19 protein-coding genes and 1 pseudogene are annotated in these 25969 nt (G+C 39.4%); all 20 read right to left on the reverse strand.

Annotated features, from left to right (window positions below; all coding sequences use genetic code 11):
• Window positions 1-261: 261 nt before the first annotated feature.
• Entirely contained in the window at window positions 262-1845 is a 1584-nt protein-coding gene (locus ACHUFA_RS08825; protein WP_052771882.1) for a hypothetical protein, read from the reverse strand.
• A gap of 14 nt (window positions 1846-1859) precedes the next feature.
• Complete coding sequence (gene pezT, locus ACHUFA_RS08830) at window positions 1860-2630, reverse strand: type II toxin-antitoxin system toxin PezT (protein WP_320879075.1); 771 nt, start codon at window positions 2628-2630, stop codon at window positions 1860-1862.
• The gene (gene pezA, locus ACHUFA_RS08835) at window positions 2630-3106 is read right to left on the reverse strand and encodes a type II toxin-antitoxin system antitoxin PezA (protein WP_002935067.1); all 477 of its coding nucleotides are present in this window, start codon (window positions 3104-3106) and stop codon (window positions 2630-2632) included. The genes pezT and pezA overlap by 1 nt, the downstream gene beginning before the upstream one ends.
• A 69-nt stretch (window positions 3107-3175) precedes the next feature.
• Complete coding sequence (locus ACHUFA_RS08840) at window positions 3176-3466, reverse strand: hypothetical protein (protein WP_047210223.1); 291 nt, start codon at window positions 3464-3466, stop codon at window positions 3176-3178.
• Window positions 3467-3515: 49 nt separating this feature from the next.
• Complete coding sequence (locus ACHUFA_RS08845) at window positions 3516-3905, reverse strand: DUF5945 family protein (RefSeq protein ID WP_002943340.1); 390 nt, start codon at window positions 3903-3905, stop codon at window positions 3516-3518.
• The gene (locus tag ACHUFA_RS08850) at window positions 3902-4129 is read right to left on the reverse strand and encodes a DUF5965 family protein (RefSeq protein WP_394405607.1); all 228 of its coding nucleotides are present in this window, start codon (window positions 4127-4129) and stop codon (window positions 3902-3904) included. Before ACHUFA_RS08850 ends, ACHUFA_RS08845 begins: the two co-directional genes overlap by 4 nt.
• Window positions 4130-4182: 53 nt before the next feature.
• Window positions 4183-5259: a toprim domain-containing protein gene (locus tag ACHUFA_RS08855; protein ID WP_043028694.1), complete on the reverse strand. Its 1077-nt coding sequence runs from the start codon at window positions 5257-5259 to the stop codon at window positions 4183-4185.
• A gap of 38 nt (window positions 5260-5297) precedes the next feature.
• A complete protein-coding gene (locus ACHUFA_RS08860) occupies window positions 5298-5936 on the reverse strand; it encodes a hypothetical protein (protein WP_043028693.1) in 639 nt (212 codons plus the stop codon).
• Between the two features lie 95 nt (window positions 5937-6031).
• The gene (locus ACHUFA_RS08865) at window positions 6032-6322 is read right to left on the reverse strand and encodes a DUF5966 family protein (RefSeq protein WP_002935084.1); all 291 of its coding nucleotides are present in this window, start codon (window positions 6320-6322) and stop codon (window positions 6032-6034) included.
• A 13-nt stretch (window positions 6323-6335) separates the two neighbouring features.
• Window positions 6336-6635, reverse strand: a complete 300-nt coding sequence (locus ACHUFA_RS08870; protein WP_043028692.1) for a DUF5962 family protein — start codon at window positions 6633-6635, stop codon at window positions 6336-6338.
• A gap of 70 nt (window positions 6636-6705) precedes the next feature.
• The gene (locus ACHUFA_RS08875; RefSeq protein WP_489686319.1) at window positions 6706-7515 is read right to left on the reverse strand and encodes a helicase SNF2; all 810 of its coding nucleotides are present in this window, start codon (window positions 7513-7515) and stop codon (window positions 6706-6708) included.
• A gap of 133 nt (window positions 7516-7648) precedes the next feature.
• Complete coding sequence (gene ltrA / locus ACHUFA_RS08880) at window positions 7649-9307, reverse strand: group II intron reverse transcriptase/maturase (RefSeq protein WP_394405610.1); 1659 nt, start codon at window positions 9305-9307, stop codon at window positions 7649-7651.
• Between the two features lie 559 nt (window positions 9308-9866).
• The gene (locus ACHUFA_RS08885) at window positions 9867-15863 is read right to left on the reverse strand and encodes a DEAD/DEAH box helicase family protein (protein WP_394405612.1); all 5997 of its coding nucleotides are present in this window, start codon (window positions 15861-15863) and stop codon (window positions 9867-9869) included.
• Between the two features lie 77 nt (window positions 15864-15940).
• Complete coding sequence (gene ltrA, locus ACHUFA_RS08890; RefSeq protein WP_172041084.1) at window positions 15941-17218, reverse strand: group II intron reverse transcriptase/maturase; 1278 nt, start codon at window positions 17216-17218, stop codon at window positions 15941-15943.
• Window positions 17219-17770: 552 nt separating this feature from the next.
• Window positions 17771-18322 carry a hypothetical protein gene (locus ACHUFA_RS08895; RefSeq protein ID WP_024392279.1) on the reverse strand — a complete coding sequence of 184 codons (552 nt, stop codon included), beginning with the start codon at window positions 18320-18322 and terminating at the stop codon, window positions 17771-17773.
• On the reverse strand, window positions 18306-18500 hold the full coding sequence (locus ACHUFA_RS08900) for a calcium-binding protein (protein WP_024392280.1): 195 nt from the start codon (window positions 18498-18500) through the stop codon (window positions 18306-18308). Before ACHUFA_RS08900 ends, ACHUFA_RS08895 begins: the two co-directional genes overlap by 17 nt.
• Window positions 18501-23396 (reverse strand): SspB-related isopeptide-forming adhesin, encoded by a 4896-nt coding sequence (locus ACHUFA_RS08905; RefSeq protein ID WP_394405614.1) that lies wholly within the window; start codon window positions 23394-23396, stop codon window positions 18501-18503. It lies immediately after the preceding gene.
• 583 nt (window positions 23397-23979) lie between these two features.
• Window positions 23980-24444, reverse strand: a pseudogene (locus ACHUFA_RS08910) (hypothetical protein); the annotation flags it as partial.
• The gene (locus tag ACHUFA_RS08915) at window positions 24434-25438 is read right to left on the reverse strand and encodes a hypothetical protein (RefSeq protein ID WP_014636947.1); all 1005 of its coding nucleotides are present in this window, start codon (window positions 25436-25438) and stop codon (window positions 24434-24436) included. The gene ACHUFA_RS08915 and the pseudogene ACHUFA_RS08910, both read right to left, overlap by 11 nt.
• Before the next feature lie 119 nt (window positions 25439-25557).
• A partial coding sequence (locus ACHUFA_RS08920; protein ID WP_394405617.1) for a CHAP domain-containing protein occupies window positions 25558-25969 on the reverse strand: 412 nt, incomplete at its 5' end.

The following is a 25969-nucleotide window of genomic DNA, read 5'->3' on the forward strand; positions in this document are numbered from 1 at the left end:
TCAGATATTGTGTCCACAATATCCCAAAAATCATATCGTCAGTTGATTAAAACCTTCCAGTTTTGACAGCTAACGATAGGATAACTTGGTGGCTTCGCCCCCAAACCCCCTGTGAAAAATCATGGATTGATTTTCTTAGGAATGATATTAGGATAATAGAGGTGATTTGGAAAAGGTATCACAACATGAAAAATGAGGGTAAGAAAAAGAGAGCCTGAGCTCTCAATGTTTCTTAAGTTTACTATTCAAAGGAAAAGGTAACTACAATCCCTTATAATTTGGATTCCAATTAAATTCCAAACACCCCTCTCTATTCTTTTTTAAAGACGGATCTATTAGGTTATTACGAATTGGAAACTTTTTATTCCTGTCATATTGTACATAACAGATAAAATTATCATTTTCTGGAAATAATTCTCTCTTTTTGTTTCTTCTTAATTGATTGTGATACACAGTTAAGTAAACAATGTCAGCAGACATTTTGCCATACTTAACTTTGTTACTAGCAAAACCATAATTTTCAATACTAGAAATTTGCTCAATCGCTTCTTTTATCAATTTTTTTATTTGGAACTTTGTTACTGTTTTACTCAAAACAAAAACTGCCGAAAAACGCTTTACATTCTCTAAACTGATATCAGTAATTTCAGAGATAGTGTACGCCTCACCATTTATATCAGGATAGAATCGAAAATTATCTTCTATCTCATTCCTTTCTTCAGTATTAATTTCCCACATCATAGAATCTGGAATAACTGCTCTAACAACCTCTTCAAATTCTATTTCCCCGTTAGAAAAAGCTATAATTTGTTTCGTGGAAATATTAAAAAATGAATTCATCGATCTAGACGATTGAAAAGAGATATGAATATAATTTCCTGGTCCGATATTTTTCATTTTTAAAAAATTTTTAGCTGAATATACTCCAAGAAAATATCTTGAATTTATATCTAAATTATCATGTTGAAATTCAAGATTATATTGCTTACTATCCTTAGCGTACATTGGAATTAAAGAATCAATTTGTTTGCACTCAAATAAAAGTGTTGATAAAAATAGTTTATCAATAAACTTAATTGATGTTTTAGATAAGTTATTAAAATTTTGTAATTTGTCTAGGGAAACATTCTGGCTCCAATAGTATAACCAAGATAAACACATACTACTAGTAATATCAAAGATTTCTTTGATATCCGTTATAAACTGAAATGTTGAAATTTCTTTTTGCCCTGGGCTACTTCCTTGGGTGAAATGAAAGGCTAAAGTATTATTATTGTATCTGATTCCTCCATGAGATATAGCGTTACGAATATCCGAATCTGAAATATCTGTAATTAGGTTATAGGTACGTTTCCTAAGATATTCAATCTGAGGAGTTAAAGTTTTTTGGTCTTGATTTTTACCTAGTATTTCACTGTAAAATTTGATAATTAGTTTAAGACCGTTACTATAAGCTGAATTTAGCAAGTCGTTATACAAGCTAACTGCAAATAGCTTTACTCGTAGTTCCTCACTACCATTGAATAACTCCATAAGATTTATTCTTTCTTCTATGTCTAGTAGCTGTTCATACATAGAAATCCATAAATCGAGGTTATTTAAGAATATAGTGATAAATTTTTCCAGCCCCAACTGACTTTCCAATTGATAAATCTTTGAATTCAGAAATTCAAAACCTTCTCTATTCCAATGTTTTAGTTGTTTATTTTGAAAAAATTTATAAAACAGCGGTCTTAATTCAAAATTAACCAACTCCTCTGAAAAATTTTTACTGAATTGTGAATTTAAGAAATTTAACTCACTGCCTTCTCGGGTTTGCTCCCACCATTCTTTGTATTCTTGCATTAAATCTCCTTACACTAAGAATTCCTACGCTCTTTCAACTCTCTCAACCGCTCTTTCCCCACCTTCATCATCTCTTCCTCGACTTTACTCCATTTTCCAAAGAGGCATTCTTGTAACACTTCTGCCACGGAGCCTTCATCAGTTTCAGAATCGTAGATACAAGTTCTATCTCTTTGATAAATCTGAATCTGGTCAAAGATCTTATCGGTTTCTAACTCCTTTAGGTTACCAACCAAGTTCTCAACAATCCCATCGTGGTGTTCTTTTGGTGTTGCTCTGGCCTGGGTCGGATCAATGGCATAAAGCTCTTCGTAACGAATCAAGGTGCTGAGATAAGAAAGCTCTGGTTTGGTACCAATTACAGCTAAAGAAACTTGGTAACCTTTAGAAGCTAATAATTGAGCAGTCTGACGAGGAACTTGAGTGGTACGCAAAGTCCCTTCAATCAGCAAATGGTAGCCTTGCGTGCTGAGTTCGTCAACCAGATGCTCTACCATTTTTCCTGCAAATCCCTTGGTATAGTCCACGCTATCCTTGCCATACTTTTCTTGCAGGACTAAGTAATTGGGATGCTGAGAACGGTAGCTGTCACCATCGATGATAATGATATTACCTTGAAATTCCTTTTGCTTGATACGATGTATCGTTGTCTTACCTGCTCCGCTTTGTCCACCAAGCAAGATAGCTTTCGGTTTATCTGGAATCGACTTTCCTCGGGTTAAGGCCCGAATGGTTCGTTGCAAGGCCTTCTGAAACTCAGCCTCACTGAATTCTTCCAATCTCATTATGCCACCACCCGATGATGTACCATATCTAACATCCGCTCGATACCGTCTAAATAGCCATTGTAACGCTCAATTTCATCGAAGGTATCGACAAGGTAAATCTTTGTATTGATCAATTCAGCCAAATCATCACTCATCAAAATCCAAGGATTTGATTCATCATCAAAAGCAATATCCTGACTATCTTGATATCGATAGAGCTGCGATAAAATGGCTGCTCCACGTTCTTTTATCACTTCTACTTTTAAAGTCAGTTGGTAATCTTCAACAGGTGTTAGCATCTTATCCTCCCCTACAATATCGACATAAGAAACGTTAAATTTCTGACAAATGCGGTCAATGAGTTCTGTTGAAACGGTGCTGGTTCCATTTTCGTAGCGACTCAGGCTATTGCGTGAAATCCCGACCATTTTCGCAAATTCTGGCTGTGTTAAATCGTGTGTTCGGCGTAGTGATTTAATATTGTCTCCAATCATAGATAAAGACCTCCTCATATTTGCTTTCATTATACCATAAAAAACGGATAACGCACCAAATATGGTGCGTTATCCGTTTTTAGGTTTCTTCGATTGCTTAAACTGCTCTATTCGCTTCTCCAACTGCTCAGTATTCAGTTTATTTTTCGCTTCCTGAATCGACTTATCAAGACTTTGTTCCTCAGTAGTTATATCGTTTCGAGATATTTCTACTCTCTCACTAGACCTGAAACTTGTATCAAAAACCACATTTAGGAGTTGTTCTACTTTGGTTAGTTCAGTATCTGACATCTCTGATAGTCGATGAATCAGTCGTTTAAATCGGTCCTGATTCTGGGTTTTCTTTTGAAAAAATTTCATTATCTTCTCCTTACATTGTAAAAAGGTAGCCCGCATAGGACTACCTGACTTATAGATCATCAATGGCTACTGAAATAGCCTGTAACTTTTTATTTTGGATTTTCTTTTCATCAATCAATTGATGAAGTTCTTCAATTTGCTTCTGACAGGCGGAAATATCCTTGTTGTTTTGTGCAATGGTGTCTGCCAAGTGCTGTTTGTAGTCACTTGTGATATTTACTTTCTTCGGCTGACTTTGTTTAACTTTTGATTCGGGAGTCTGTACCTCTTTAGATTTTGACTCCTTTTGTTTCTGTTCAAAAGCAGCCAAATAATCTACTTCTTCAATTGGTTTTTCATCCTGTTTATGGAAAAGTGCTGCGATTTTAGCTCGTTCTTCATGGGAGGATGTTGGTTTCACATCATCTAGTGACTGATCAAAATTCCATGTTTTACTCATTCTGTATCCTCATTTCTGTAATCTGGGTATAGTGTGGTTTCTTTACCAAAGGCTTGCTCTAGTGCTTCATGAAATGACAACTGACTAGATTGTTGCCGTTTAATAAAGGTGCTATACATTGCAGTTTGTAGTTGGTCACGATAGTGTTCCAATTTCTCAGTCTCACGTGAGACTTTTTCTTCTTGTCTAGCTACTTTTTCAGCCAGACGTTCAATCGCACTCATAGGGTGTCCTCCTTGTCACTTTCTAGATTATGATAGTGGACTTGATTTTGTTATCACAATTCCATAGCACGCTCTCGTTTTGGTGGAGGATGATTCTTAATGGCTTGTATATGGGCTGACTGAATAAGATTGCTTAAGGATATTTCTTTCTGTTGTTTCACAATATCATTCCAATCTGACTTTGTTTCAAGTCCCTGCAATGGTGGTAAATCTTTGGTGATTGGAAGTCCTTTATCTGACAGTTTCTGAAAAAATTCTCTTCCTGCTTCATCGTTATCAACAGCCATTGTTATGACGTTTGAATGAGTTTGAAAAAAGGTTGTCGTCTCTTGTATTGCCTGAAGATAATGACTAAGTCTGCTTGGTTTTACTGTATCTAGAAATGCCAATTTCCCCTGTTCCTCTGCTGCTAGACGCAAGGTCTGATAAGCAATCACTGAAAGTTTTAAGCCTTCCATTGAAATCAGGCGAACATCGGATAATTGCTTTTGGTGAAGCTGATAATAACTCATCATATCGATAACGGATTCACAAAAAATGAGTCGCTTAGGATTCCCAATATCGAAACTAATACCGACATAGCCATGAGATCCTTTCATGATTTTTTTGAGATAACCTCGATCGTGTTTTTCTTCATTTTTGACGAGACCTTGAAGGCTTGCGGCCTGTAAGGTCCCGTTGTGGTCATAGCTTTTTAACACTAATACGGGATCCGATTGATAAGTAGCTTGAGCAAGCAATCCTTGTCTACCAAAGGTATTGATAGTCTGATCACTTAGGCCACGGATGTCTTTTAAGTAAATACGTGCTTGCTGAAAGGGTTCTTCATGCAAATAATATTGAAACGGTTGATAAGTTTCTTCTATCAACTTAGCTTGTTCAAAATCCCCAGTTTCAAGATAGGATACAGCCTCTTTGAAAGTAACGCCTGCCACTAATTGAACAAAGTCTATCACATCCCCTTGTATATCTCTTGAAAACCATTTGAAAGTATTGGTATCCGCAAAAATCCGAAAGGAATCATGGTCTGGGTGTTCATAAATGTGTCCTGATAAACGTCTGAAGGAATAACCCAGACTTTCAGCCACATTTAAAATGGCCTTTTGTTTTACTGCTTTAATTCGTGTCATCTTGTCTCCCTATAAAAAAAGCAGAAGAATGTCTCCTGCTAGTTGTTCTCACTTGTTGTAGTTCCTTGGATCGTTGGTATGCTGGAATTGGCTCCATCTGTTGCTTCTTTCATGTCCTCCAGTTTCCCATTCCAAATGGTCAACTGATTAACCAGGAGCTTGTCGGAAACTTTGGAGTAGGATAACATAACCGTCTTGGTTTCTGTCTGAGTAGTTCGCTGTTGTTGCTCACTCAAATCAGAAACATAGGTCACTTGATAGGAAACTTCCGCAAGTGCAACATTGCTTTCTGTATTGACAAATATACTGGCTGATTCAAATCGGTAGTCAAGCATATAATCTTTATAAACTTGATTAATCGCTTTATTCTGATTTGTTTCCTCTTCTGAAAATGCCGAGTCCGTCATGTAGGGCTTGATACGAGTGTTATTTTCTCCTAGTTGGACCTTGGTGAAATATTGTGTGAGAAATTCTTTGACAAGCTCATCTGATAGGACTGTCGCTCTTTCCTCCTGCTTTTCCTTTGTCACAAGTTTATTGGCTTCTGCTCGTATTTGGTGCTCAGTTTGTTTTGAAACGGATTGTGAGCCAATCGTATAGCCAATCATGACCATAAAACTGACTGCGATTAAACCTCCTACTCCAATCAGAAATCGAGCTTTCACTTTATTTAACATGGCTTACTCCTTTATTAGTGATAGCCAAATCATAACAAGATTATCTTGGAAAATTTATCACAAGAAAAAGGACTACCAATCGGTAATCCTCCGTGTTAAACTATTCTATTTCTCCACCACTTTATAATAAAGCTTAAAACGAGAAATAGATTCAAAGCAATAAAAAATCCTGTAAAACTCCAAACTCCATTAGTTGCTAAATCTTCTGAATAGAGGTATCTCTCAGTAAAGAAGAGGTAAACTCCATAGATTTCAATAAAGACTAATCCACTGATGAGTCCGATAAGAAATAAAGCACCTGAAACTTTCACAATCCGATAAAGGACAAACAACATCAGTCCTATTGCTGCGATAATCAAAAGGCTTTGTAGAATTTGCTCCAACATCTTACACCTCTTTCTAGGCTAATTGCTTGCGATAGTAGTCAGCCTGTCTCTTGTCTAAATCATCTAGTTGGACAACCAAATCAAGGTATTCCGTCTTTGTCACCTCATCTAAGCTAGGAAAATCATTCTCACGACTTGTGATGATGAGTTCCAGCTGCCCAGTAATTTCACGCCTTGAAAAACTGTAATCAAAGGTCTCATCTTCATACTGTTCCTTTAAAGTTTGGTAGGTTGCCCTATCTTCTGAACTCGTAAAGCCTTGTGACAACCATTCTTCTAGTTGATAACGCATTTCTTCTAGTGTTTGGGTCATGATCTATTCTCCTTTTGTGATTTCTTGACTTCATTTTACCGCGTTCAAAATTATTTGTCAGCCTTTTTTCTTATATCTCAAGTGCTATTTGTTGCTTCTTTTGGGGTGTTGTATCTTCACTAAACTTGGCCAAAGCTGCATCTATCTCTTCAATCTCTGCTTCTTTTTCAACCAAGGGAGCTAAAACATCATACTTAGCCTTTACAAGCTGATAGTCCTCTTCCTTTGGAAAGACTTTATCAACTTCTACTTTGGCTACTCGTAGCTTATCTTTTAAATCCTTTACCAGCTCTTGCGTCTTTTCTTGGTCATCTATAATATGGTCAATGGCATTACTGATCCGTTGAATGGTTCCCACGTCTGATTTCAAATCAAGGGCGACAGTATACTGGTTATCACCTACAATCATTAAAGAAATGGTTTCTGGTAAGGGCTCACTAGCACCTCGTGTAGTCATTTTTAAATCAAATCCTCTAAAGCTGGCAAGTGTCCTGACTTCCTTGGTCTCTGAGCGGTTATAGGTGATGAGTTTTCGCAGATAGTCCCCAGCTTCAGCACGATTATCCATTGCTTGATTGTCAAATCGCATGACAAAATCTTGCGACTTGGTTGCCAAAGATTGGGCAATATCTTTATCATATTGACTCAACCGTTTTTCCATAATAGGGAGGTGCTTCTCGCAATAGGAAATTGTGTGGCGGTATTCATCTTTTGAGCGATTAAAAGCTCGTTTTTGATTTTCTAACACCGTCAGTTCATTTTCCAATTCCATTTTCAGTTTGAGATAGGGGTTACCTGTCGCTAGAGCTTTGAAGTCAGAAGCGGTCATGGTTTGTTCATCAATGTCTTCAGCTGATCTCACAGGATCTTTTGAGGTCATAATCTGAGTGATATACTTTAGCTTATTCTCCTGTGTCTGGTCGAGTAGGTCAGAGGTCTCACGACCTCTTTCCCCTCTAAGAACCGTGCATGAGAGTTTCCCCTCACACGGCTCAAGCTTCTATAAGTCCTCGTTAGAGAACCAGCGTGTTTTCTTTTATATTTTTATGACAAGTAGGGTGTACCAATGTTTTTATTGGTTTATGGTCTTTCACTGTTTGATGAACTCGGAAATCTGTTTCCTTGGTGATTTTCAATTCGCAAACTGGACAAATCCCTTTTTGTTTATAATATAGTCCGTTAATCACACGTCTTCCTTTTAGTTCTTGTCGCATTTGCTTTTCTTGACGTTCCTCAAAATACAGTTGCCATTGTTCATCAAATGGGTTTGCTTCCGCCTTAATTTTAATATGTCGGCGAATATCAGTATCAGAAGCATATTTCAAGCGAAGATAGAATGGTTCGCCATTTTCCATTGTATCAGCAGTTGGAACACTAAAAATCCAACTACGGCTACCAAAAGTATGGAAATATTTATTAGCAACCCACTTTCTCCCCTTTTTAGGATGTCTTCGGACACACCACTGCCATAGACATTGATAGATATCAAAATCAAGTCTTTGAAATGCTTCTGATGAAACGTTGTGCTTTTGGTAGTTAACCCAACCTATGATAATAGGATTTAACTTACGGATTAACAGCTCCTGTTTCATCGACGGGTTGTTTTTGATAATATCCCTGATTTTCGAAACAATACTTTCGTAATTCTTTTTGGAAGGTTTGGTTAGTAATTTTCCGTCGTACATTCTAATGTTTACGCCCAGAAAATCAAAGCCATCCGTGATATGAGTTATCAACGTTTTTTCTTCAGATAACTCCAAACCACGTTCTTTCAAGAACTCAATTATGACTGGTTTAACCTCATTTTCCAATAGTTCCTTACTGACACCAGTAACAATAAAGTCATCCGCATACCTAACAAAATTAATTTTTGGTGCATAGACCTTACCATTAACCTTTTTCTTTCTAAATGTTGTTGAAAGTTTTCTCTCAATACCATCTAGTACCATATTTGAAATGATTGGTGAGATTGGTGAACCTTGAGGACTTCCAAACTCTGTTGGAAATAACTTTCGATTTTCGATATAACCACTTTTCAACCATTTTCCAAGTATTGTCTTGTTCATTGGAATGTGTTTCATTATCCACTCATGACTGATATTATCAAAACAGCCTTTAATGTCACCTTCTAAAACCCACTTAGCAGATTTTTGCTTACTCAAAGCTGAGAAACATTGTTCAATCGCATCCTGAGTACTTCTTTTGGGTCTAAAGCCATAAGAATTTGGGTCTGCTGTTGTTTCTGCAATAGGTTCTAGAGCGAACTTAAATAATGTCTGCATTGCTCTATCTGTCATCGTTGGAATACTAAGAGGTCTTTTCTTACCGTTTTTCTTAGGAATATAAATCCGTCTTAGTGGTTTTGGACAATAGCCCCTAACCTTTAATTTCTTGATTGCTTGATATTTAGCATTAGGAGTTAACCATAGCTCTTTATCAACGCCACTTGTCTTTTTGCCTTGGTTTTCAGTGACACGTTTCACTGCCAAGGCTCTTGCATAAAATGAAGTTGTTAGTAAATGTTGGAGTGATTTCACTCGGTTAAATTTACCCAACTTCCACGCTTTCACAATACGCATTTGTAGTTTTTTAACATAGATTTCAGCTTTCACAAAGTCAATACTTTCCCAGCTGTTAGCTATGTTAGTAGTAGCACACAATTTACTGTTCATTTGCTTTCTCCTTTCAAAAATTCTACAAGTTCTCTTGTGATTAGAAACCGAATGGAAGTCTGCACTCTTTCGAGTTGAGGCAAATCTTGAACCTCTATCCATCTCATTACAAGATGGCATTCGCTTTTTCCATTTTCCTATACCTGCACTGTTATCAGCATTTCTTACGATTTGCCTTGCTAGAAGCAACAATACAGGCTTACCATGTTCCACTTAATGAACAAAATGATAGGTTAGGCTCCACCTCTCTGCCGGCAGTCATCTGTCCGTGTAACCCCACTATGGAAAGGGTTATCCGACTGCACACCTTTTGGTTCAGGCTTATCAGCAACTTTAGCCTGTTCAACTTAACGACATTTAACAGTGGTTCACATTTGTTAGCCATACTATCAAGCCTAGCTCCCTAACCGCTTTGTTGCTAGCAGTATCGGTCTCCCCTCACGGTTCGACCTTAAAGTAGGGCTACCTTACGTATCAGCTTACCACATGGCGAACATGCAGTTGATACTTGGCTCAACTAACGGAATAGTTGGTCTGGTCATCATGCCAGACAGTTCAATTAAGCGACTTCATGTCGCACCCAGAGGTAATTGTCGAAGCTCCCTTTAGTAATATAGTGATAAATATCTACCTCCTGGTGCATGTTTCCCTGACGAATCAATCTACCATTTCGCTGGACAATGTCTGAGGGACGCCAGGGAACATCTAAGTGGTGGACAGCTTTCATGCGTGATTGCACGTTTAGACCCGTTCCACCTTTTTCAGTCGAAGCCATGAGAATCCGTACTTCTCCGCTATTGACCTTTCGTGAGAGAGAGTTTTTCTTCTCATCAGTATTGGCATCATGGACAAAGGCAATTTCTTCTTTTGGAATCCCTCGATCAACCAGCAAAGCTTTCAGTTCATTGTAGACATCAAAGCCTTCTTCCTTACTTTTAGGTGTTCCAATATCAGAGAAAATCATCTGAGTGGCTTTGTATTCAGCTCCTTCACGGTAAATCCGCTCGACATTATCGACTACTTGAAGGATTTTCTGATTATCCGCTAAGGTATAAGCAGGGTCAATCAACCGCATATCAATAGCTAGTTTTCTGGCTTCACCTGTTATCTTAAGCATGTTATCTCGACTTGGATCAACACTGCCTGACTTGATAGCGTCTGAACGGTCAACCAACTCTTCAAGGTAGTATTTCTGAGCTTGCGTTAACTCGCTTTCCACCGCAATAATCTTAGCTTCAGGTACAGGTAAGTCGAGCATATCTGAGGTCTGAATATCGGCAGTTTCCTTGTAGATTCGCATGAGTTCAGGAAGGTTGACAAATTTCTTGAACCGTTTCTTGGGTTGGTACTTATCTCCTGTCGGGGCTAGTTCCATAGAGTTTTCAATATTCCCAAAAGCCCCTACCCATGAATCAAAATTAGAGACCTGGTATCGTTCTAGGACATCGGGTTGGATATAGCTCATCATGGTATAGAGTTCACTAATAGAGTTAGAGACTGGTGTTCCTGTCGCAAAGACCACATTACAATAGTCGTGTTCTCCTTGAACCTGTCTCACTTTCATTTCCATATCCACGTTCTTTTTTGAAGTGGTATTGGTGATACCCGCTACATTCCCAAGTCCAGTGATTGGACGGATGTTCTTGAAATGATGAGCCTCATCCACAAAGAGAAAATCAATGCCAAGGTTTTCAAATTCAATAAAGGTATCTCGCTCCAGTTTTTGGAGTTCTTCCAACTGGTGTTCCAATCCCTTAATCGAACGTTCCGCTTCTTTCACCGTATAATCACTGTCACTTCCTAGCTTGATTTCTCTGAGTTGTTCGAGTTTGTCATTGATATAGGTGACCTGCTTCTCTCGACTCATCGGTATTTTCTCAAATTGTGAATCTCCAATGACAATGGCATCATAGTCCCCTGTGATAATCCGTGAGACGAACTGTTTGCGTTTGGCTTTGGCAAAATCTTTCTTAGTAGTCACATAGACTTTCTTGGTAGGGAAAAATTTCATGATTTCTTGACCAAACTGTGCAGTCAGACTAGACGGCACCACATAAAGAGGTTTATGCACCATCCCCAATTCTTTCAACTTGAAACCAGCTCCAAGCATGGTAAGTGTTTTACCTGAACCGACTTCATGAGCTAGGAGTGCTCGTTTCTCCTCCACAATCCGTTGAATGGCATTCTTTTGGTGAGGACGTAAGGAAATATTCTGGGCAAGTCCATCAATGGTTAAATGGCTACCGTCATAGGACTTTGATACCGTACGATTGTAGAGCCTATTGTAGGTGTCTTCAATCATCTCTTGGACTTCTGGATACCTTGCTACAAAATCTTGAAAGAGTTCTTGTAGGTGTGTTTCCTTGGCCCGCAGGACTGTTGTTTTCTCCACATCCGTCACATTCTTTTTCTTATCCCCTTCGACAACTTGTTTTGTGATGGTTGGTTGATTGGAATTCAGGAGATTTTCAAAGATTTTTCGACCACTATCATAGCGTGAAGCAGGGACACCTAAACTCCTATCCGTTGCGTTGGAATAGGTGTAGGCAAACTTAGATTGGTAAGTGATAACTCCGTCAATGGGACTGACTTCTAGGACTGTCGCTACTTCTTGGTCAGACAGTTCATAGACTTTCCCCATAAAAGTTTCTTGGGCAAATTTTCCATAAACAGCCAGAGGAATCCAGCGTGAACCGATTCGATAATCAATGTCTGCCAAAGTAATACGTGCTGGTTTGATAGCTTCTAGAAGTCCTGCATAATGCGGCCAGTTAAAGTCTTGATTGTCTTGTTTGACGAATAGGTCCACCACTTCTAACTTGGTAACGACATCACCTGACAGGAAGTCTTGGCGAGAAACATAGGACAGCTCCCCATTCAAATACTTCTCAGGATCAGGCATAATGAGGTCGCCTAATTCCTCAATCAAGGTCATCTTCGATTCAACCTGATAGATAGACATCATATAAGCAAAATCAACACCTCGTCCGTCAGCCAAGCTGGAATTTAAGGCATCAAGGGCAGTATGTACCTTTTTAACCTCTTTTTCAGGACGCACTAGAGCCTTCTCAAAGGCAAGGGACTTAGTATAGATAACAGACTTTCCACTTGGATCCAGACTTTCATCTTCCAAACTAGCAAGAAGCGAATACTTATCATCACTATCAAAAAGATTGCGGTTCACAGCACTATTCAAATACCCATAGCGTTTGACAAAACTATCATAGGTACGATTGAGTTTTCCTAACAAGTGGTTAAAGGTCTCCTTATCATAGTCATAATAGCGTTGAATGGCAATGACCTCTTGGTAGGCATTGCGAATGTCCACCATTCCTTTGATTCGTGCCACTTCTTTATCAGACAAAGGAGCTTCATAGAAAACTGTCTTTTTGAAATAACCCTTAAACTGACCACGTTTGGCTGCATCATCGGTCACATAAACATCTAGAGCTGTGCTATCAGTCACTTCTAAGGCATTAAAGCGATCAATCTGCTTTTGAGAATGTTTGGTGTCCCATGCTTTGAAGTTGCCCTCTTCATCGACATAGTAACTGATTTCTTCCGTCTTGGTTCCGACTCGAATGCCTTTATTATCTCGATAGTAAACTGTAGAACTCTGGTAACCAAAACTGTACTGACCCAGATTCTCCCTCATTTCAGCTGGAATGGAGGTATCAATGACTTGTTTGATCAACACATCTGGGTTAATGATGACCTCATTTCTATCAATCTCTCTTGGGGCTTTTACTTGATGTAGAGCTGCTTCAACACTTGCAATCAAGTTATCACTAGTCCCCTTAACAGAAAGTGTTCCGCCGTTAAAATTTCTGACCTCGTAGGTTCCTAGCACTTGGCTATTGTATTCTCCATCAAAGTAAGGATTGAGCCAAATGCGACTATCCTTCTCATAGCGAATAGAACCTGAAAAGGCTAAGTCGTCTGCCACATATTCCTTGTTCAGGTGTTTCTGGAAGAATAACATATCCGTTGTGACACTCGTTCCCGCAATGGCCTTAAAAGCGCTATCTGGTAAACGCACACCACCAAGAAAATCAGACGTCTCACGAATGTCCTGGAGAATGTTTTCTGTCCGTTTGTCCATGGTTCCTGTTGAGGAAATGATAGCCACTTGCCCACCATCATGCACCAAATCAAGGGATTTTTTAACAAAATAATCATGAATCATATAGGGTTTATCATAGCGACTGTCCGCAATCCTGATATTAGCAAACGGCACATTTGAAATCACCAAATCAAAACTATTGTCGTTAAAAGCCACCGTCTCAAAGCCCTTAATTTCAATGTGACTATTGGGATGAAGGTGTTTGGCAATAGCTCCTGTAATAGTATCTAATTCTACACCATATAACTCACTCTTTTCTCTTATGTGTTTGGGCATTGCTCCAAAAAAATTCCCTGTTCCCATGGAAGGATCTAGGATTTTGCCACCTGTAAAGCCAGCTCTTTCCAACTTATCCCACATCTGACGGATCAGGGCTGGGTCTGTGTAATAGGCTGTCAAGGAGGACTGTTTCATATCCGAATACTCTTTATCTGTGACTAGGCTTTTCAGTTCTTCTCGTTCCTTAGAAAATTTTGGATTATACTCATCAAAAAATTCATTGGCTAGTCCACCCCAGCCTACATACTTGGCAAGGAGTTCTTGTTCACTTGGTAAAGCATTGCGGTGCTCTACTTCTAGATTTTTTACCAAACGAATAGCCGCGATGTTTGTCTCAACCTTATCTCTAGCAGTCTTTGGATAAAAGTCCGTCATATCTTCTGGAAAATAAAAGTCCATTACTGGAATCTCTGGAATTGTTTCGACGACTACCTCTTCAGGAATTTGACTATCTGATTCTTCAAGATCAGTATCGTTATGACCTTTTTCTGAACCATCTGGTTCCAATAGTCCAACACTCTGAACTGGCTCCTCTTCCAGAAATGAGAATAGGTTTAATTCTTTGTCCGCTTCTTCTAACTCTGTTTGTTGTTCTGACTTTAGCTGATGAAGTGCCTGACTGACTTCTTCCCAGGTCCTCAAATAAAGAACTGGATTTTGTTCAATGATATCCGAAAAGTCATTGACTAACTCAATCCGAATCAAACCGTTCAATCGAGCATCGCTGACCGACACGACCTCAAAGTCCTGTCCCTTATAGGAAACCAATGACCCCAGAGGATAAATGTCCAATACTCTCTGGACTAGTGGATTTTCCGCAAATTCTCCATCAACTACTTCTTTTCCCTCAGCTTTCTCTAGCTTGCTTTTCCAATCTCTGAGGGTTAAATCTGGCTGATTACCTTTATCTTTTTCAAATTGCTCCACATCTTCTCTGCTGAGTTCTTGGTGTAAAAAGGCGTAGGCAACTTGTCGCAGCTCTTCAATGGAAAGCTGGCTACCAAAGAAAAATTCAACCTTTTCATGACTCAATCCCATTTGGAGTAGTTCTGTCGCAAGGGCTAGTTGAGTTACCGAGGCTTTGGGATAGCCACCTAGTAAAGCAAGGTCCGCATTTTTCAAACGAAAACGACCTGCCGCATCCAATAAAATACCGACTTGGTCTGATTCAAACTGAGATAGCTCAATCCCTAGCTGAGTCAATTTTTCTTGATTTTCTATCCTAATGGCTCGTCCAATTTTTTCTAATTCCTTTTCTTCGACTGTGGTCAGCGTTCGTTTCAGCTCATAGGGACTACCATCAGCTTCTAAATAGGTGAGTAACTCCTTGCCCTCAAAGATTGGTGTCATTTCCATTTCAGTGTCAAAATCACCTCGTTTAAAACTTGGGACTTTGGAACATTCATTTCGAATTTGGTCAAAATATGTTAGTATCTCAAATTTACGTCGTAAAGATAACTCTTCATAGGCAGGCAGATGACTGGTTTTTCCTGTTTGAACATCTAGTTGAGACAAATCTACATCCAAACTAGCAATAATCAAAGAGCCATCTTCTCTAAAAGATATTGCCTGATGAACACTTGTTTTGTGCTCATCAACAGTTTCTTCATTTTCTAGAACTGTTTCATCAACTCCTGTTTCAAGCTCAGGCTCGTAAGTCAAGAGAAACTGTTCAATATCTCGGCTAATCCGATCCGCTAAATTATTAGCCACACGATACACATTGACCAAATTAGCTCCCCTACTCTTTTGTAATAGAGAATCTGGTGAAATAGTTTGGTAGTGTCCATTTGAGTCTAATAATTGAAAACGAGTGGCAAGATTGAACAAGGCCACTTCTATCACCAAGTTTTTTTCAGACGGCGATAATTTGTCAAGTTTTTGGAGACCAGTTTGCCCAAATACTTGTGTATAGGTCAATAGATCATGAGCAGTATCATAAGGACTAGCCTGGACAAAAGCTGAAACATCTGTCTCAAAGTGAAGTACCTGAACAGATCTTTTGATTCCCTGCCTATTTGTCATAAACTGACGAATAAGACTATCCCACTCCTCATCAAAATGCTCTGCTTGGTAATATAAAAATGCCTTAAGCAGGGCTCTATCACGAGGAATGGTGGCTCTCATCATTTGTAGTAAGACTTCTTGATTCATTATTCCCTCCCAATCGAGTAGGGACTAATTTCTAGTCCCTCTCACACCACCGTGCGTGCCGTTCGGCACACGGCGGTTCAACTAACTTTTAACGCATGTCGTTTTAGATAATAGTCTAGGCAAGAAACCAGTCCACGTTTAGCGAGGACTGGTTTTGATATGGCACGTTTCAGTACAGACCTCTGAGCCACTAATTGATAATGGTCTCCCCAGCCAGATACTTTATCCGCAATCCACTTCGGCACTCCTAATTTAAGAAGTCCCCATAATCGCCTAGATTTCTTCTTCCATTGTTTCCAGATAATAACTCTTATTCGAGTTCTTAGTCGTTCATCAATGCTTTCCATGGCTGATTTCATGTTCGTCATAGAAAAGTAGTTTATCCAACCTCGGATGACCCAGTTTAGTCGCTCAATTCGGCTGTCTAAGTCAATACTCCACTTACGGGACGTTAGTTTCTTGAGTTTTCTCTTGAAACTCTGTACGCTATCCTGATGCGGACGACTTTTCCAACCCCCCGATGATTTCCAGAACCCAAATCCTAGATACTTCAATTTGCTCGGTCTCACAATCTTGGTCTTGGTCATGTTGACTTTCAAACCTAATCGCTTTTCAATATAACGACTAATTGAATGCATCACACGTTTAGCCGCCGCCTCACTACCAACTGTGATGACGCAGTCATCTGCGTAGCGAACAAAGCGAAGTCCGCGATTTTCCAACTCTTTATCTAGCTCATTAAGCATGATATTGGACAGGAGCGGTGATAGGTTTCCTCCCTGTGGCGTTCCAACTAGTGTTTTATGCCGTTGGCCGTTGATGACTACACCTGAATGAAGGTACTTACGAATCAGAGATTCTGTATCCCCATCCTGGATAATGTTATGAACAAGCGACATCAGTCTATCTTGAGGAACGGTATCGAAAAACTTTTCGAGGTCTATGTCCACTATCCACTCATAACCGTCATTAAGGTATTCTAATAACTGGATAACGGCATGTTCACAGGACCGATTGGGTCTGAATCCGTAGCTCTTATCAGAGAAATAGGGTTCACAAATAGGACTAATGACTTGGACAATAGCTTGTTGTATCATTCTATCCATGACCGTTGGGATGCCAAGCTGGCGAACTTCGCCGTTAGGTTTAGGAATTTCAACTCGTAAAACGGGCTGTGGTTTGTACTTTCTCTGCTTTATGAGTTCTTTAGTTGACCGCCAGTGTTTGCGGAGATAGTCATCTATTTCGTCAATAGTTACGCCGTCAATTCCTGCTGAACCTTTATTGGCTCTAACTTGATTGTAAGCATCCAACATATTTGAACGTGATAGGATATTATCTAGTAACTGTGACATGTGCGTACTCCTTTCTTGTTTCGGTGTCTGTAGGATGTCTTATATTGGCGAACTTTCTTCTAGTCATTACGTGACTGCCTCCAGTTCTATCAGACCATTCTTTACAGACACAATCGAAGTAGGTATACTTCGGTTAATTGTTCAGCCCTTCGCTCCGTTTCCATTACAGAAACTTCATCACTACTATGGCTTTGGCTGACTTCTCATGGTTCGTTGTTACTACGTCTTATCGACGCCCATGAGACCTCACGGGATAAGTCGTACATCTTTCCTCGTTTACACTCGTGATTTACGCAAATAGGTTACGACTACCTTTTTGGACTTTAGTGTTGAAAGCCACCTTATCCGCTAAATACGCCTTTGTATCACGTTTCTGTTCGTAGTGCCACGATTTCGCTATCCCTTCCTCTCCCCGCTACCTCACGATAGTCAGGCTTGGGAGTCGCTATTGGGTTCACCGGTAGCGGGTGCCCACGGAGGACTTTCACCTCAGATGTACGATATGCCCGTCGTACTTTCAAAAAGGCTGAGAGTGTTTCTCAGCCCTTTGCGTTAATCTAGGACCAAGGCTCGTTGGTCTCTTTCTTGTGGAATACCTTCCATTACAGTTGCCACATAGTGTTGTAAGAAATGACTTTTCTGGTCTAGTAAATCTTTTTGCAAGGCAAGGTGAACCAAATCTCCAAAATAATCCTGACTGGAAATAGCCAAGTCCTGTTGAATCATGGCCTGTAAGGTTTCAAGGCTAAGTGGTGAATAATCGTCACTATCCAAAACCTCATACTGTTCCAAGGTGTCTGAAAGACTATTTGAGGACATTAAATCCATAATAAAACTAGATCCTTCACCTGTTCGGTACAGCTTTTCCAGAATGTCAGTCATATCTGCCTGTACTTCATCCTGATAACTATCCACTTTAACTCGTAGCTCATCACTAATCAAGGATAGGTCATCTTCATCCATATAATCTTGAAAAACCTGATCGAGGATTGTTCTATCAGAAATACTTAATTCCAAAGAGAGAAAGGCTTTGATAAACTCTTGGTAATCGACCTTCCCCATTTCAGACAAAGCCTCTTTCATGGTGTCAAAGTTCCAAGCCATCACACAACTCCTTTTGTGGGACTAGTGGTGAATGTCCAGATTGTAGTTCTTCTAAATCAGCTTGACCATCACCATCTGTGTCAACAGACTGCGGATTGGTTCCGAAAGCTAGTTCCTGAGCATCTGTCAAACCATCTTGGTCTGAATCCTTTTCATAAATAGTTTTTGGATTATTCATCTACTTCTCCTCCTTTTTCTTCAGGCCATAAGCCGTACCAAGTAGAATACCAGCTCCAATCAAGCCCAAAAGGGATTCCTGTTCCCCTGTATTTGGCAAAACGCTAGCTGGAACAGGTGGTTCTATAGTCTCAATTGGTGGTTGAGGTGGGGTGGGTTGATTTGGACTTGGTTCTTCAGGTCGAGGTGTATGTGTTACAACTGTATTTGAGCTGATGACATAGCCATTCACTGTATGGAGATAGGTATTCTCCACCTGACCAGTCGCAATCCGTTTCATCTGCAGGTAAACATCTGCCTGAAAGGCTGAATCATCAGAGATAGTCTCTAAGAAGGATTTATCAAATGAAATTGACACTAGGCCATTTTCTGTATCTACCTGTTGCAAGGTATATTTCGTAACCTCCGTTCCTTCTTTTAAGACAGAACCGTCTTTGAGGATGACATCCGTCATCAGATAGCTGCGATAAACACCATTGTACTCATCATGCTTTTCATCATAGTTATCTTCAAAACTATATTCAAATAAATCAGTCGCACGATTGCTTGGAATCAATGCTCCAACCAAGCGATAGTTAAAGGTTTGATGCAAGGCCACTTCTTTCCCGTCAAGGCTGGCATCTTTATGAGACAAGTTAATCACCACATCTTTTTGTGGGTCTAGTTTGGGAACATTATTGACCACTGTTTCCGTGACATAGGCCAAGCCAAAATCAATCTGATAGGCTGTATTTTCATACTGACCACCTGTTTTGGTCAACTCATTTTTTACCGTCATCGGAAGCGTGACAACTAAGGTTTGACCAGTCTTCACATAGGTATCATAAAAGGCTTTTGGATCATCGCTACTAAGAACTTGAATGGCTCCTTTAGGTGTAAACTGACGTTTAGCCATGGCATCTTGAACAACTTTCGGAGCTTCTGACAAACTAGCGTAGGTGCTGACAGAGATACCAGATACACGATTGCCAGCCTTATCCAAAACTTGAATGCCATCAGGATTTAGGGTAAGGGCTTCTTCTGGGTAATCGTCTACCATGTAAAATCCCTTGGCAAGAACATCATCCGTCACGACCATGTCCTTGTATTGACTGTAATCCAAGACAATTTTGTAATAATTGACCGTATTCGGAAGAACAGTCTTTCCATCAATTGAAATACCTTCTTGGTTGGTATTAGACTTATGTGGAGTTACTTTAGGGACAAAATTGATCACCGTGTTGGTTTCATAAGCTTGGCCAAAATCCACCTGATAGGCCACGTTTTCATAAGACTTCCCTGAATTAAGCATGGTTTCCAAAACCGTCATCGGAGTGACAATGGTAATATTCTCCCCCTTGGTCACATAAGATTCAAAAAAGACTTGTGGGTCCTCAGGCATGAAAACTTGAAAAGCTCCTTTAGGCTGAAGTTTTTGTTTAGAAAGGGCTTCTTGTAAAGATTTAGGAGCTTCTGATAATCGAGAATAAGCCTTCACCATGATTCCTGAAACTGTTTTACCATCAGATGTGACAAACTGAATAGCTGCTTCATCCGGCAATAAAGCTTCTTCTGGATAATCATCCACAAAGTAAAAACCTTGTGCAATCTGAGAGTTGTCTGCTTTAATCCCTCGGTATTGGTCCAAGTCCCATGAGAGAGTATAGTGATTTTGACTTCCCACTAGCATGGGCTTCCCGTTGATATCCACTTTATCCTTGTTTAGGTTTTGTTTCTTGGGTTCTGGAGAAACAAGGGTGTTGGTCACTTCCTTGGTTTCATAGCCATTGCCGAAATCAACTTGATAAGCCTTGTTTGTATAGGTCTTTGTCTGACCATAGAGACTATCTTTCACCGTCATTTTGGTCAAAAGAGCTAAAGAAGTTCCTGTTTGAACATACTGGTCATAAAAGGCTTGGTTGTCATCCGGCAAAAAGACTTGAAAGGCACCTGTTGGTGTAATCTTAGCACGAGCTAATTTATCTTGAAGGTCTTTAGGGGCTTCATTTAGGGAGGCATAGTTTTTAACCGTAATTCCTGATACCTTCTGACCGTCAAGGGTTGTAACAGCCGTCCCATTTTCCACTACATCAAGCACTTCCTCTGGGTAATCGTCCACAAAGAAGAAGCCTCGTGCAATTGTCTCTTTAGCAGAACGATCTCCCTTATACTGGTCCAAATCCCAAGTCAAACGATAGTGGTTGGTTGTACCAAGGGCTACGACCGTGTCATTAATGAGGACACCATCCGCATTTTCATTGTTTTTATCTGGTGTAATGAGTGTGGTTGTCTCCCCATCACCTGGTGTACGAACCGTTACAACATTTGAAGTGACTGTGTAAGCATTGGTTGTGCCCTTGTTCAAAAGGAGTTTGTAACTATTGGAATAGGTTGCCCCATCATTTTGAACAGAACCATAGACTTTTGGAGCGGTCAGTTGATAAACCTTGGTTAAATCTTTATTTACCTCCTGCAACAAGTTTTCCTTTGCGGTCAAGGTCACAAAATTCTTAGTCTCATCAAAGCTAAGGATATAGTTTCCATTCTCTTTTTGTGTTGTTTCCTTATCAAATAGGTAACCAGCAGGCAAGTAGTCCTCAAAAATGAGACTAGTCGTTTGGGCACGATTGGGCGATAAGGCATCAACTGTTAAGGGATAAATCACCGTTGAATCTTTTGCGACAGTTTTCTCATGAAGATTAGCTTGGTCGCTATTGACCACTTCTTTCATAATCTCTGGAGTTGTCGTCAAATGGTACGCATGATAATGGACAGTCGGAACTTGTGGTGGCGTTGGAAGTTCTTTTGGAGTAGGATTAACAGGTAAGGTTACCTTGGTCAAGGTCAGACTAGGCTGCACTACTTCATCCAAAGGCTTTGGCGTGAAGGTTACAGGCTTTTCTGGTGTAAATGTTTTAGGAGTAAAGACATCTGGTGTTACCGTAATAGGTTCTGGAATGGGTTCAAGTTCCACAGTTACATGAGGTTTGGGACTATAAGGTGTCACTGTACGTGCAACTGGTAGGGTATTTAAGGCGAACCAGTATGACAAGCCTACATTCTGTGGCATATCACCTTGCCCAAAGGTGACTGTGTAGGTATTGCCTGATGTAACTGTTGAGACAATAGCTCCTTTATAAGCATAACGACTTGATGTGGTATCCCATTCCTCAGGTAAATTCAAATCACTTGCACGGTTGGAACCCAAAGAACGTGCTAGACCTTCATTAGTCACTTGAACGGTTGAACCATTAATCGGCACAAATTTCCCAGATGAATCTTTAACATATTCTAAACCAATGTCATTATGATTGAGGGAAGAGTGTGTGAAGACTCCTGGCTTTTCTTTGGAGAAGGTAACTTGTGAACCGTCTTCCAAGAAATACTTAGCAACTACACGAAACTCCATCTTGTCTGTTCGCCAGTCACCATTTCCATCATTTCGATAGGCAATGAAGCCTTCGGTAGGATCATTTGGCACAACTAGTTTCACAGCATCGGTTCCAGCTGGCGATACAAGGTTGGTAATATCGTAAGTCACTCGACTAATCTTTTTACCATCAAATCGTGCATGTTGAAGATTTTGATAGTTAAAACTAAGGGTCTCACCTGTTTTGAAGCTATCATAGACAAAGAATCCTGTTGAATCCAATATTCTTGAGTAGCCACCCAGCATGGCATCGCCAGTTGAAATGATTTGATTAGGATTTCGGGTAATTGCTCCATGTTGTGCTTGTGGCTCACCGTTATTGAGATTGAGGGCTTGAGCAAGGGCTTCAGAAATATAACCTTCTTCACCTTTTGAAATCTCGGCCAAGTCACGTTGATAGCGTTCCAATTCTTTGGCATTATAGGCATCAATCGCTTCATTCTCTTTTCTGGCTGCGGCTTCTTTTTCTTTATTACGTTTAGTAATGGCTTCAATCTCGGCTGCTCGATCTGAAACGAATTGTTGTTTCTCCTTATTAGCTTGATCTACTGCGGCTTGACCTGCACGGTTTTCAGCATCAACAGCTGCTTGACCTGCCTGATTCCGCTTTTCAATGGCTTCGTTATCTGCTTTTGCCTTAGCAAGTCCAGCTTCATTTTCTTTTTGAATGGCTTGGTTTTTCGCAACAATATCATCTGCCTTGGTTTTCTTCGTTAGATAATCCGCTACTGCTTGTTCGTTTGTTGTTTGAATGGTTTCAACAGTCTTGCCATAGTTTGTATAGTCAAGTACAGATGTCCCATTCCCTGCTGAAACTACTTGTTCTTTTACTGTCACATCAGCATCTGCATACCGAGTTTTTAGGTCATTGACTTTGGTATCAACCCAAGCATTTGTCTCTTTACCAGTTTGGTTGGCCCCTTCGTAGGCCTTTGACAGCTCCTTATTTTCCTGTTCAATTCGGACTTTTTCATCCTCATAAGCTGCTTTGTCAGCTTTGTAGGTTTCAGTAACTTCATTGATAGCCTCAATTTGGTTTTGGGCATCTGCTTCTGCTTTTGAAATTTGTTGCTTGGTTTCTGTCGCAGAAGTTGTATTTCCCAAATCCATTGGGCTATCTTCAACCGTAGAAACACCTTCAGCCTTTGCCTCTTCAACTGCTTGTGTTACCGTATCATGTGGTACGGTGACTGCAATCGCTCCATTAGATTGTCCAGTTAACGCTAAACTTTCAGTTTGTTCAGATAAAGGGTTTGGCTGTGCTTCTGGTAAATTTGTGGCTGGATTCTCCGTTCGTTGGATGGTGGTGTCAACTGATGATGTGACTTCATCAGCAGATGCAACCGTTCCTCCCCAAGCAACAACAGCCGTCACCATAGTTCCAAGGGCAACGGAACATAAAGTACGATATTTTTTACTCTTGCGAAAGACGTGTTTCTCGCCTTTTTCCTGATTGACAAGAAAGTGATGATTACATGTTTTGGTCATAAATAGTCCTTCTTTTCTTTTTTATGTAGCAACAAACTGTCACTCTTTATTAGATACGAGGGCGTTAAACGAGCACGACAAAAATAGGAGTTTTGACGAAGAACTTTCCGTTCTAGGAGAAACTCTCTTTTTTGTACAGCTCGTAGCCCAAGTTCAATACCATCATAAAAAAGAAGGCTTGATTTTGTTATCACAATCAGTTCAGGGGAAAGAAAAAAGCCACCCATAAAATTGGGTGACAAAGTAATGAATATTCAAGTTTTCACTCGTTATAGTTAAATTTTGTAATTACCTATCTCGTTAAAAAGCTTCGTAAAATGTCAAAAACCTCTTCTTTTGAAAGAATAAGATCTGAATTCTGTGGAATTGACTCTATTTCTAAAGATAGTAGTGAGACGAATTGAGCCATGTCTTGTTTAACACTTTCAGAGACTTCCAAATCTGATAAAGACTCTTCTTCACGAAGTAAGGCTGATAGACGAGTCACATCATTCAAGTGTTTCTTTATTTTTTTAGTAAGACCATGTTCACCATTCTTGGAACGATTCTTCATATCAAGCCAAGCCTTGGCCTTAAATACAATCAATCCTTTAGTACTCAATACTGAATAACCATCTATCACTTCGCGTTCCTTAACCAGTAACTGATAATAATCCTTATCTAATAGCAGGGCAGATAAACTCGCATCCTCATCAAAATGAACAGGAGTTTCTCTACTCATCTTTTTTAGTGGAAATTCTGGCAGAACACTAAATAGTTCAATCATTTCTGGAAAACCAGGTTTCCTGGTTGTAAAACGAAAAAGTTGGGCTTTATTATCTTTTTGACTACCTTGATACTCACCAAACTCCAAAAATCTAATTAAAGTATTATAAAAGTCTATATTTTTTGACTCATCAATGATGACCATATCATAGTCTTTCGTAGTTCGACTTTCAAAACCATTCACATCCAATACGATAGAGGTTGCGGTTCCACCAATTAGGACATAGTAATCTTGATAATCACGAAACATTTCTTGAAAAATAGGTTTTAAATTAGCTGGCATTTTTCTCTCCTAGTATGTTTATTATCTTATCTTCTAACATTTCTACCTCTTCTTCAATTCTAGGATCCTCTACATCTTTCAAAGTTAGATAGAGCGAAATTGGATCAACTAATATAACATCTCCATTTTCAAACCAATTATTTTTGATGTAATCAAAAGGTACTGGCTCATAATTCCAAATTTCAAGACGATGACCTTGAAAGATGTTTTGCTGAATCTCCTTTTCAATACGCTTATATCTTTTCTTAGAAATAGCATAGCTTCCATAGTTTTCTGAATCTGCAAGCATACTAAATTGTGATAATGCTTGTAAATAGGTCATTTTTAATGCCCCTTCATTGTACAACTGTTGAAAATCTTTATCACTAATCACTAAAACCTCTCTAATTGGATCTTTGATTAATGATTTAACTTCTTCAAAAATCATTTGTTTAGGTTTCGCAAATTGATAAGTTTTCTGTTTGTTATGAAGCCACCCTCGTGCTTTAAAGGCTTTTAAATAGCGATACAAACTAGGAATAGATAGACGTGTTATCAGGCTGATTTCAACTAAATCAATGATTAAATCAGGAGTATGCAGTAACAAGGCAATTAGTAGCATTTGTTCTGTAGGTGATAAGGGATCACTTGGTTCAAATTTTTCACTTGCTTTAGAAAATAGAAATCCTATTTGTGGAATAAATGTATTTTCTTGATAATCAATATAAGAGGCACCAATTTGTAATAATTTCTTCTTCTGTTCATCTGACAGTTTATTAAAAACTAAAATCACATCTTTATCAACCTGCTTTTGAATAGCTTGAGCTTGTTTAACAAAATTATCTAAGCTCCCTGGTCTTTTTTCTTTAACCAAAAGGAAAACCTTATTTTTTACAGTCAATGTAGAAAATTCATAGCGCTTTTGAAAAATGATTGGAAGATCTAGGTCTATTTGCTGTATTTGAGCTTCAAAATGAAAAGCTCTCATAACATTATTAATTTTGGCAAAGTCCATTTTTCGCTCCTTTTTATCATTATATTTGCATTTTATCAAATTGTATAATAAAATGCAATATTTTTGATAAAACAAAAAGAATATGCTAACAAATTCAATTATTGTTAGCATATCCTTTTTTATTTCGTCGTATAAGCAAAACTCAAGCTACTATCCACTCCAGATAATTTACGGAAGGTGTAGTTTGGATTGCCATTATAGTTGGTTTCTGAGATAAGGAATGAGCCATCTGGGTAGACTTTTTCGACGAAAGCCACATGACCGTATTCTGTTGGTGTGCCATGTCCTCCTCCCGCAAAGGAAAGAATAGCTCCAGCTTGTGGACTTGTCCCTGTCTCTCCACCGAGACTTGCGGCTGTACGCACCCAATCTTGGCCATTGCCCATGGTACTGATAATTGGAATCTTCTCACCATTTTTACCTTTGAGTTTTAGACCCAGTTGGTTGATACGGGCTGCGACTCCCCAAGTACATTGGCCGTAAGCATATCCCATACCGTCACCACCTCCTGGAATAGAGTTTTCAAAAAGG

The organism is Streptococcus hepaticus (genome assembly GCF_043656315.1).
Classification (GTDB): domain Bacteria; phylum Bacillota; class Bacilli; order Lactobacillales; family Streptococcaceae; genus Streptococcus; species Streptococcus hepaticus.

Excerpts from the sequence above, each read along its gene's own strand:
- ACHUFA_RS08875 (WP_489686319.1), bottom strand. The coding sequence starts at position 7,515 with ATGACCTCAAAAGATCCTGTGAGATCAGCTGAAGACATTGATGAACAA.
- ACHUFA_RS08895 (WP_024392279.1), bottom strand. The coding sequence starts at position 18,322 with ATGGCTTGGAACTTTGACACCATGAAAGAGGCTTTGTCTGAAATGGGG.
- ACHUFA_RS08900 (WP_024392280.1), bottom strand. The coding sequence starts at position 18,500 with ATGAATAATCCAAAAACTATTTATGAAAAGGATTCAGACCAAGATGGT.
- ACHUFA_RS08825 (WP_052771882.1), bottom strand. The coding sequence starts at position 1,845 with ATGCAAGAATACAAAGAATGGTGGGAGCAAACCCGAGAAGGCAGTGAG.
- pezA (WP_002935067.1), bottom strand. The coding sequence starts at position 3,106 with ATGATTGGAGACAATATTAAATCACTACGCCGAACACACGATTTAACA.
- ACHUFA_RS08860 (WP_043028693.1), bottom strand. The coding sequence starts at position 5,936 with ATGTTAAATAAAGTGAAAGCTCGATTTCTGATTGGAGTAGGAGGTTTA.
- pezT (WP_320879075.1), bottom strand. The coding sequence starts at position 2,630 with ATGAGATTGGAAGAATTCAGTGAGGCTGAGTTTCAGAAGGCCTTGCAA.
- ACHUFA_RS08840 (WP_047210223.1), bottom strand. The coding sequence starts at position 3,466 with ATGAAATTTTTTCAAAAGAAAACCCAGAATCAGGACCGATTTAAACGA.
- ACHUFA_RS08905 (WP_394405614.1), bottom strand. The coding sequence starts at position 23,396 with ATGACCAAAACATGTAATCATCACTTTCTTGTCAATCAGGAAAAAGGC.
- ACHUFA_RS08865 (WP_002935084.1), bottom strand. The coding sequence starts at position 6,322 with ATGTTGGAGCAAATTCTACAAAGCCTTTTGATTATCGCAGCAATAGGA.
- ltrA (WP_394405610.1), bottom strand. The coding sequence starts at position 9,307 with ATGAACAGTAAATTGTGTGCTACTACTAACATAGCTAACAGCTGGGAA.
- ACHUFA_RS08915 (WP_014636947.1), bottom strand. The coding sequence starts at position 25,438 with ATGGACTTTGCCAAAATTAATAATGTTATGAGAGCTTTTCATTTTGAA.
- ACHUFA_RS08885 (WP_394405612.1), bottom strand. The coding sequence starts at position 15,863 with ATGAATCAAGAAGTCTTACTACAAATGATGAGAGCCACCATTCCTCGT.
- ACHUFA_RS08870 (WP_043028692.1), bottom strand. The coding sequence starts at position 6,635 with ATGACCCAAACACTAGAAGAAATGCGTTATCAACTAGAAGAATGGTTG.
- ACHUFA_RS08850 (WP_394405607.1), bottom strand. The coding sequence starts at position 4,129 with ATGAGTGCGATTGAACGTCTGGCTGAAAAAGTAGCTAGACAAGAAGAA.
- ltrA (WP_172041084.1), bottom strand. The coding sequence starts at position 17,218 with ATGTCACAGTTACTAGATAATATCCTATCACGTTCAAATATGTTGGAT.
- ACHUFA_RS08845 (WP_002943340.1), bottom strand. The coding sequence starts at position 3,905 with ATGAGTAAAACATGGAATTTTGATCAGTCACTAGATGATGTGAAACCA.
- ACHUFA_RS08855 (WP_043028694.1), bottom strand. The coding sequence starts at position 5,259 with ATGACACGAATTAAAGCAGTAAAACAAAAGGCCATTTTAAATGTGGCT.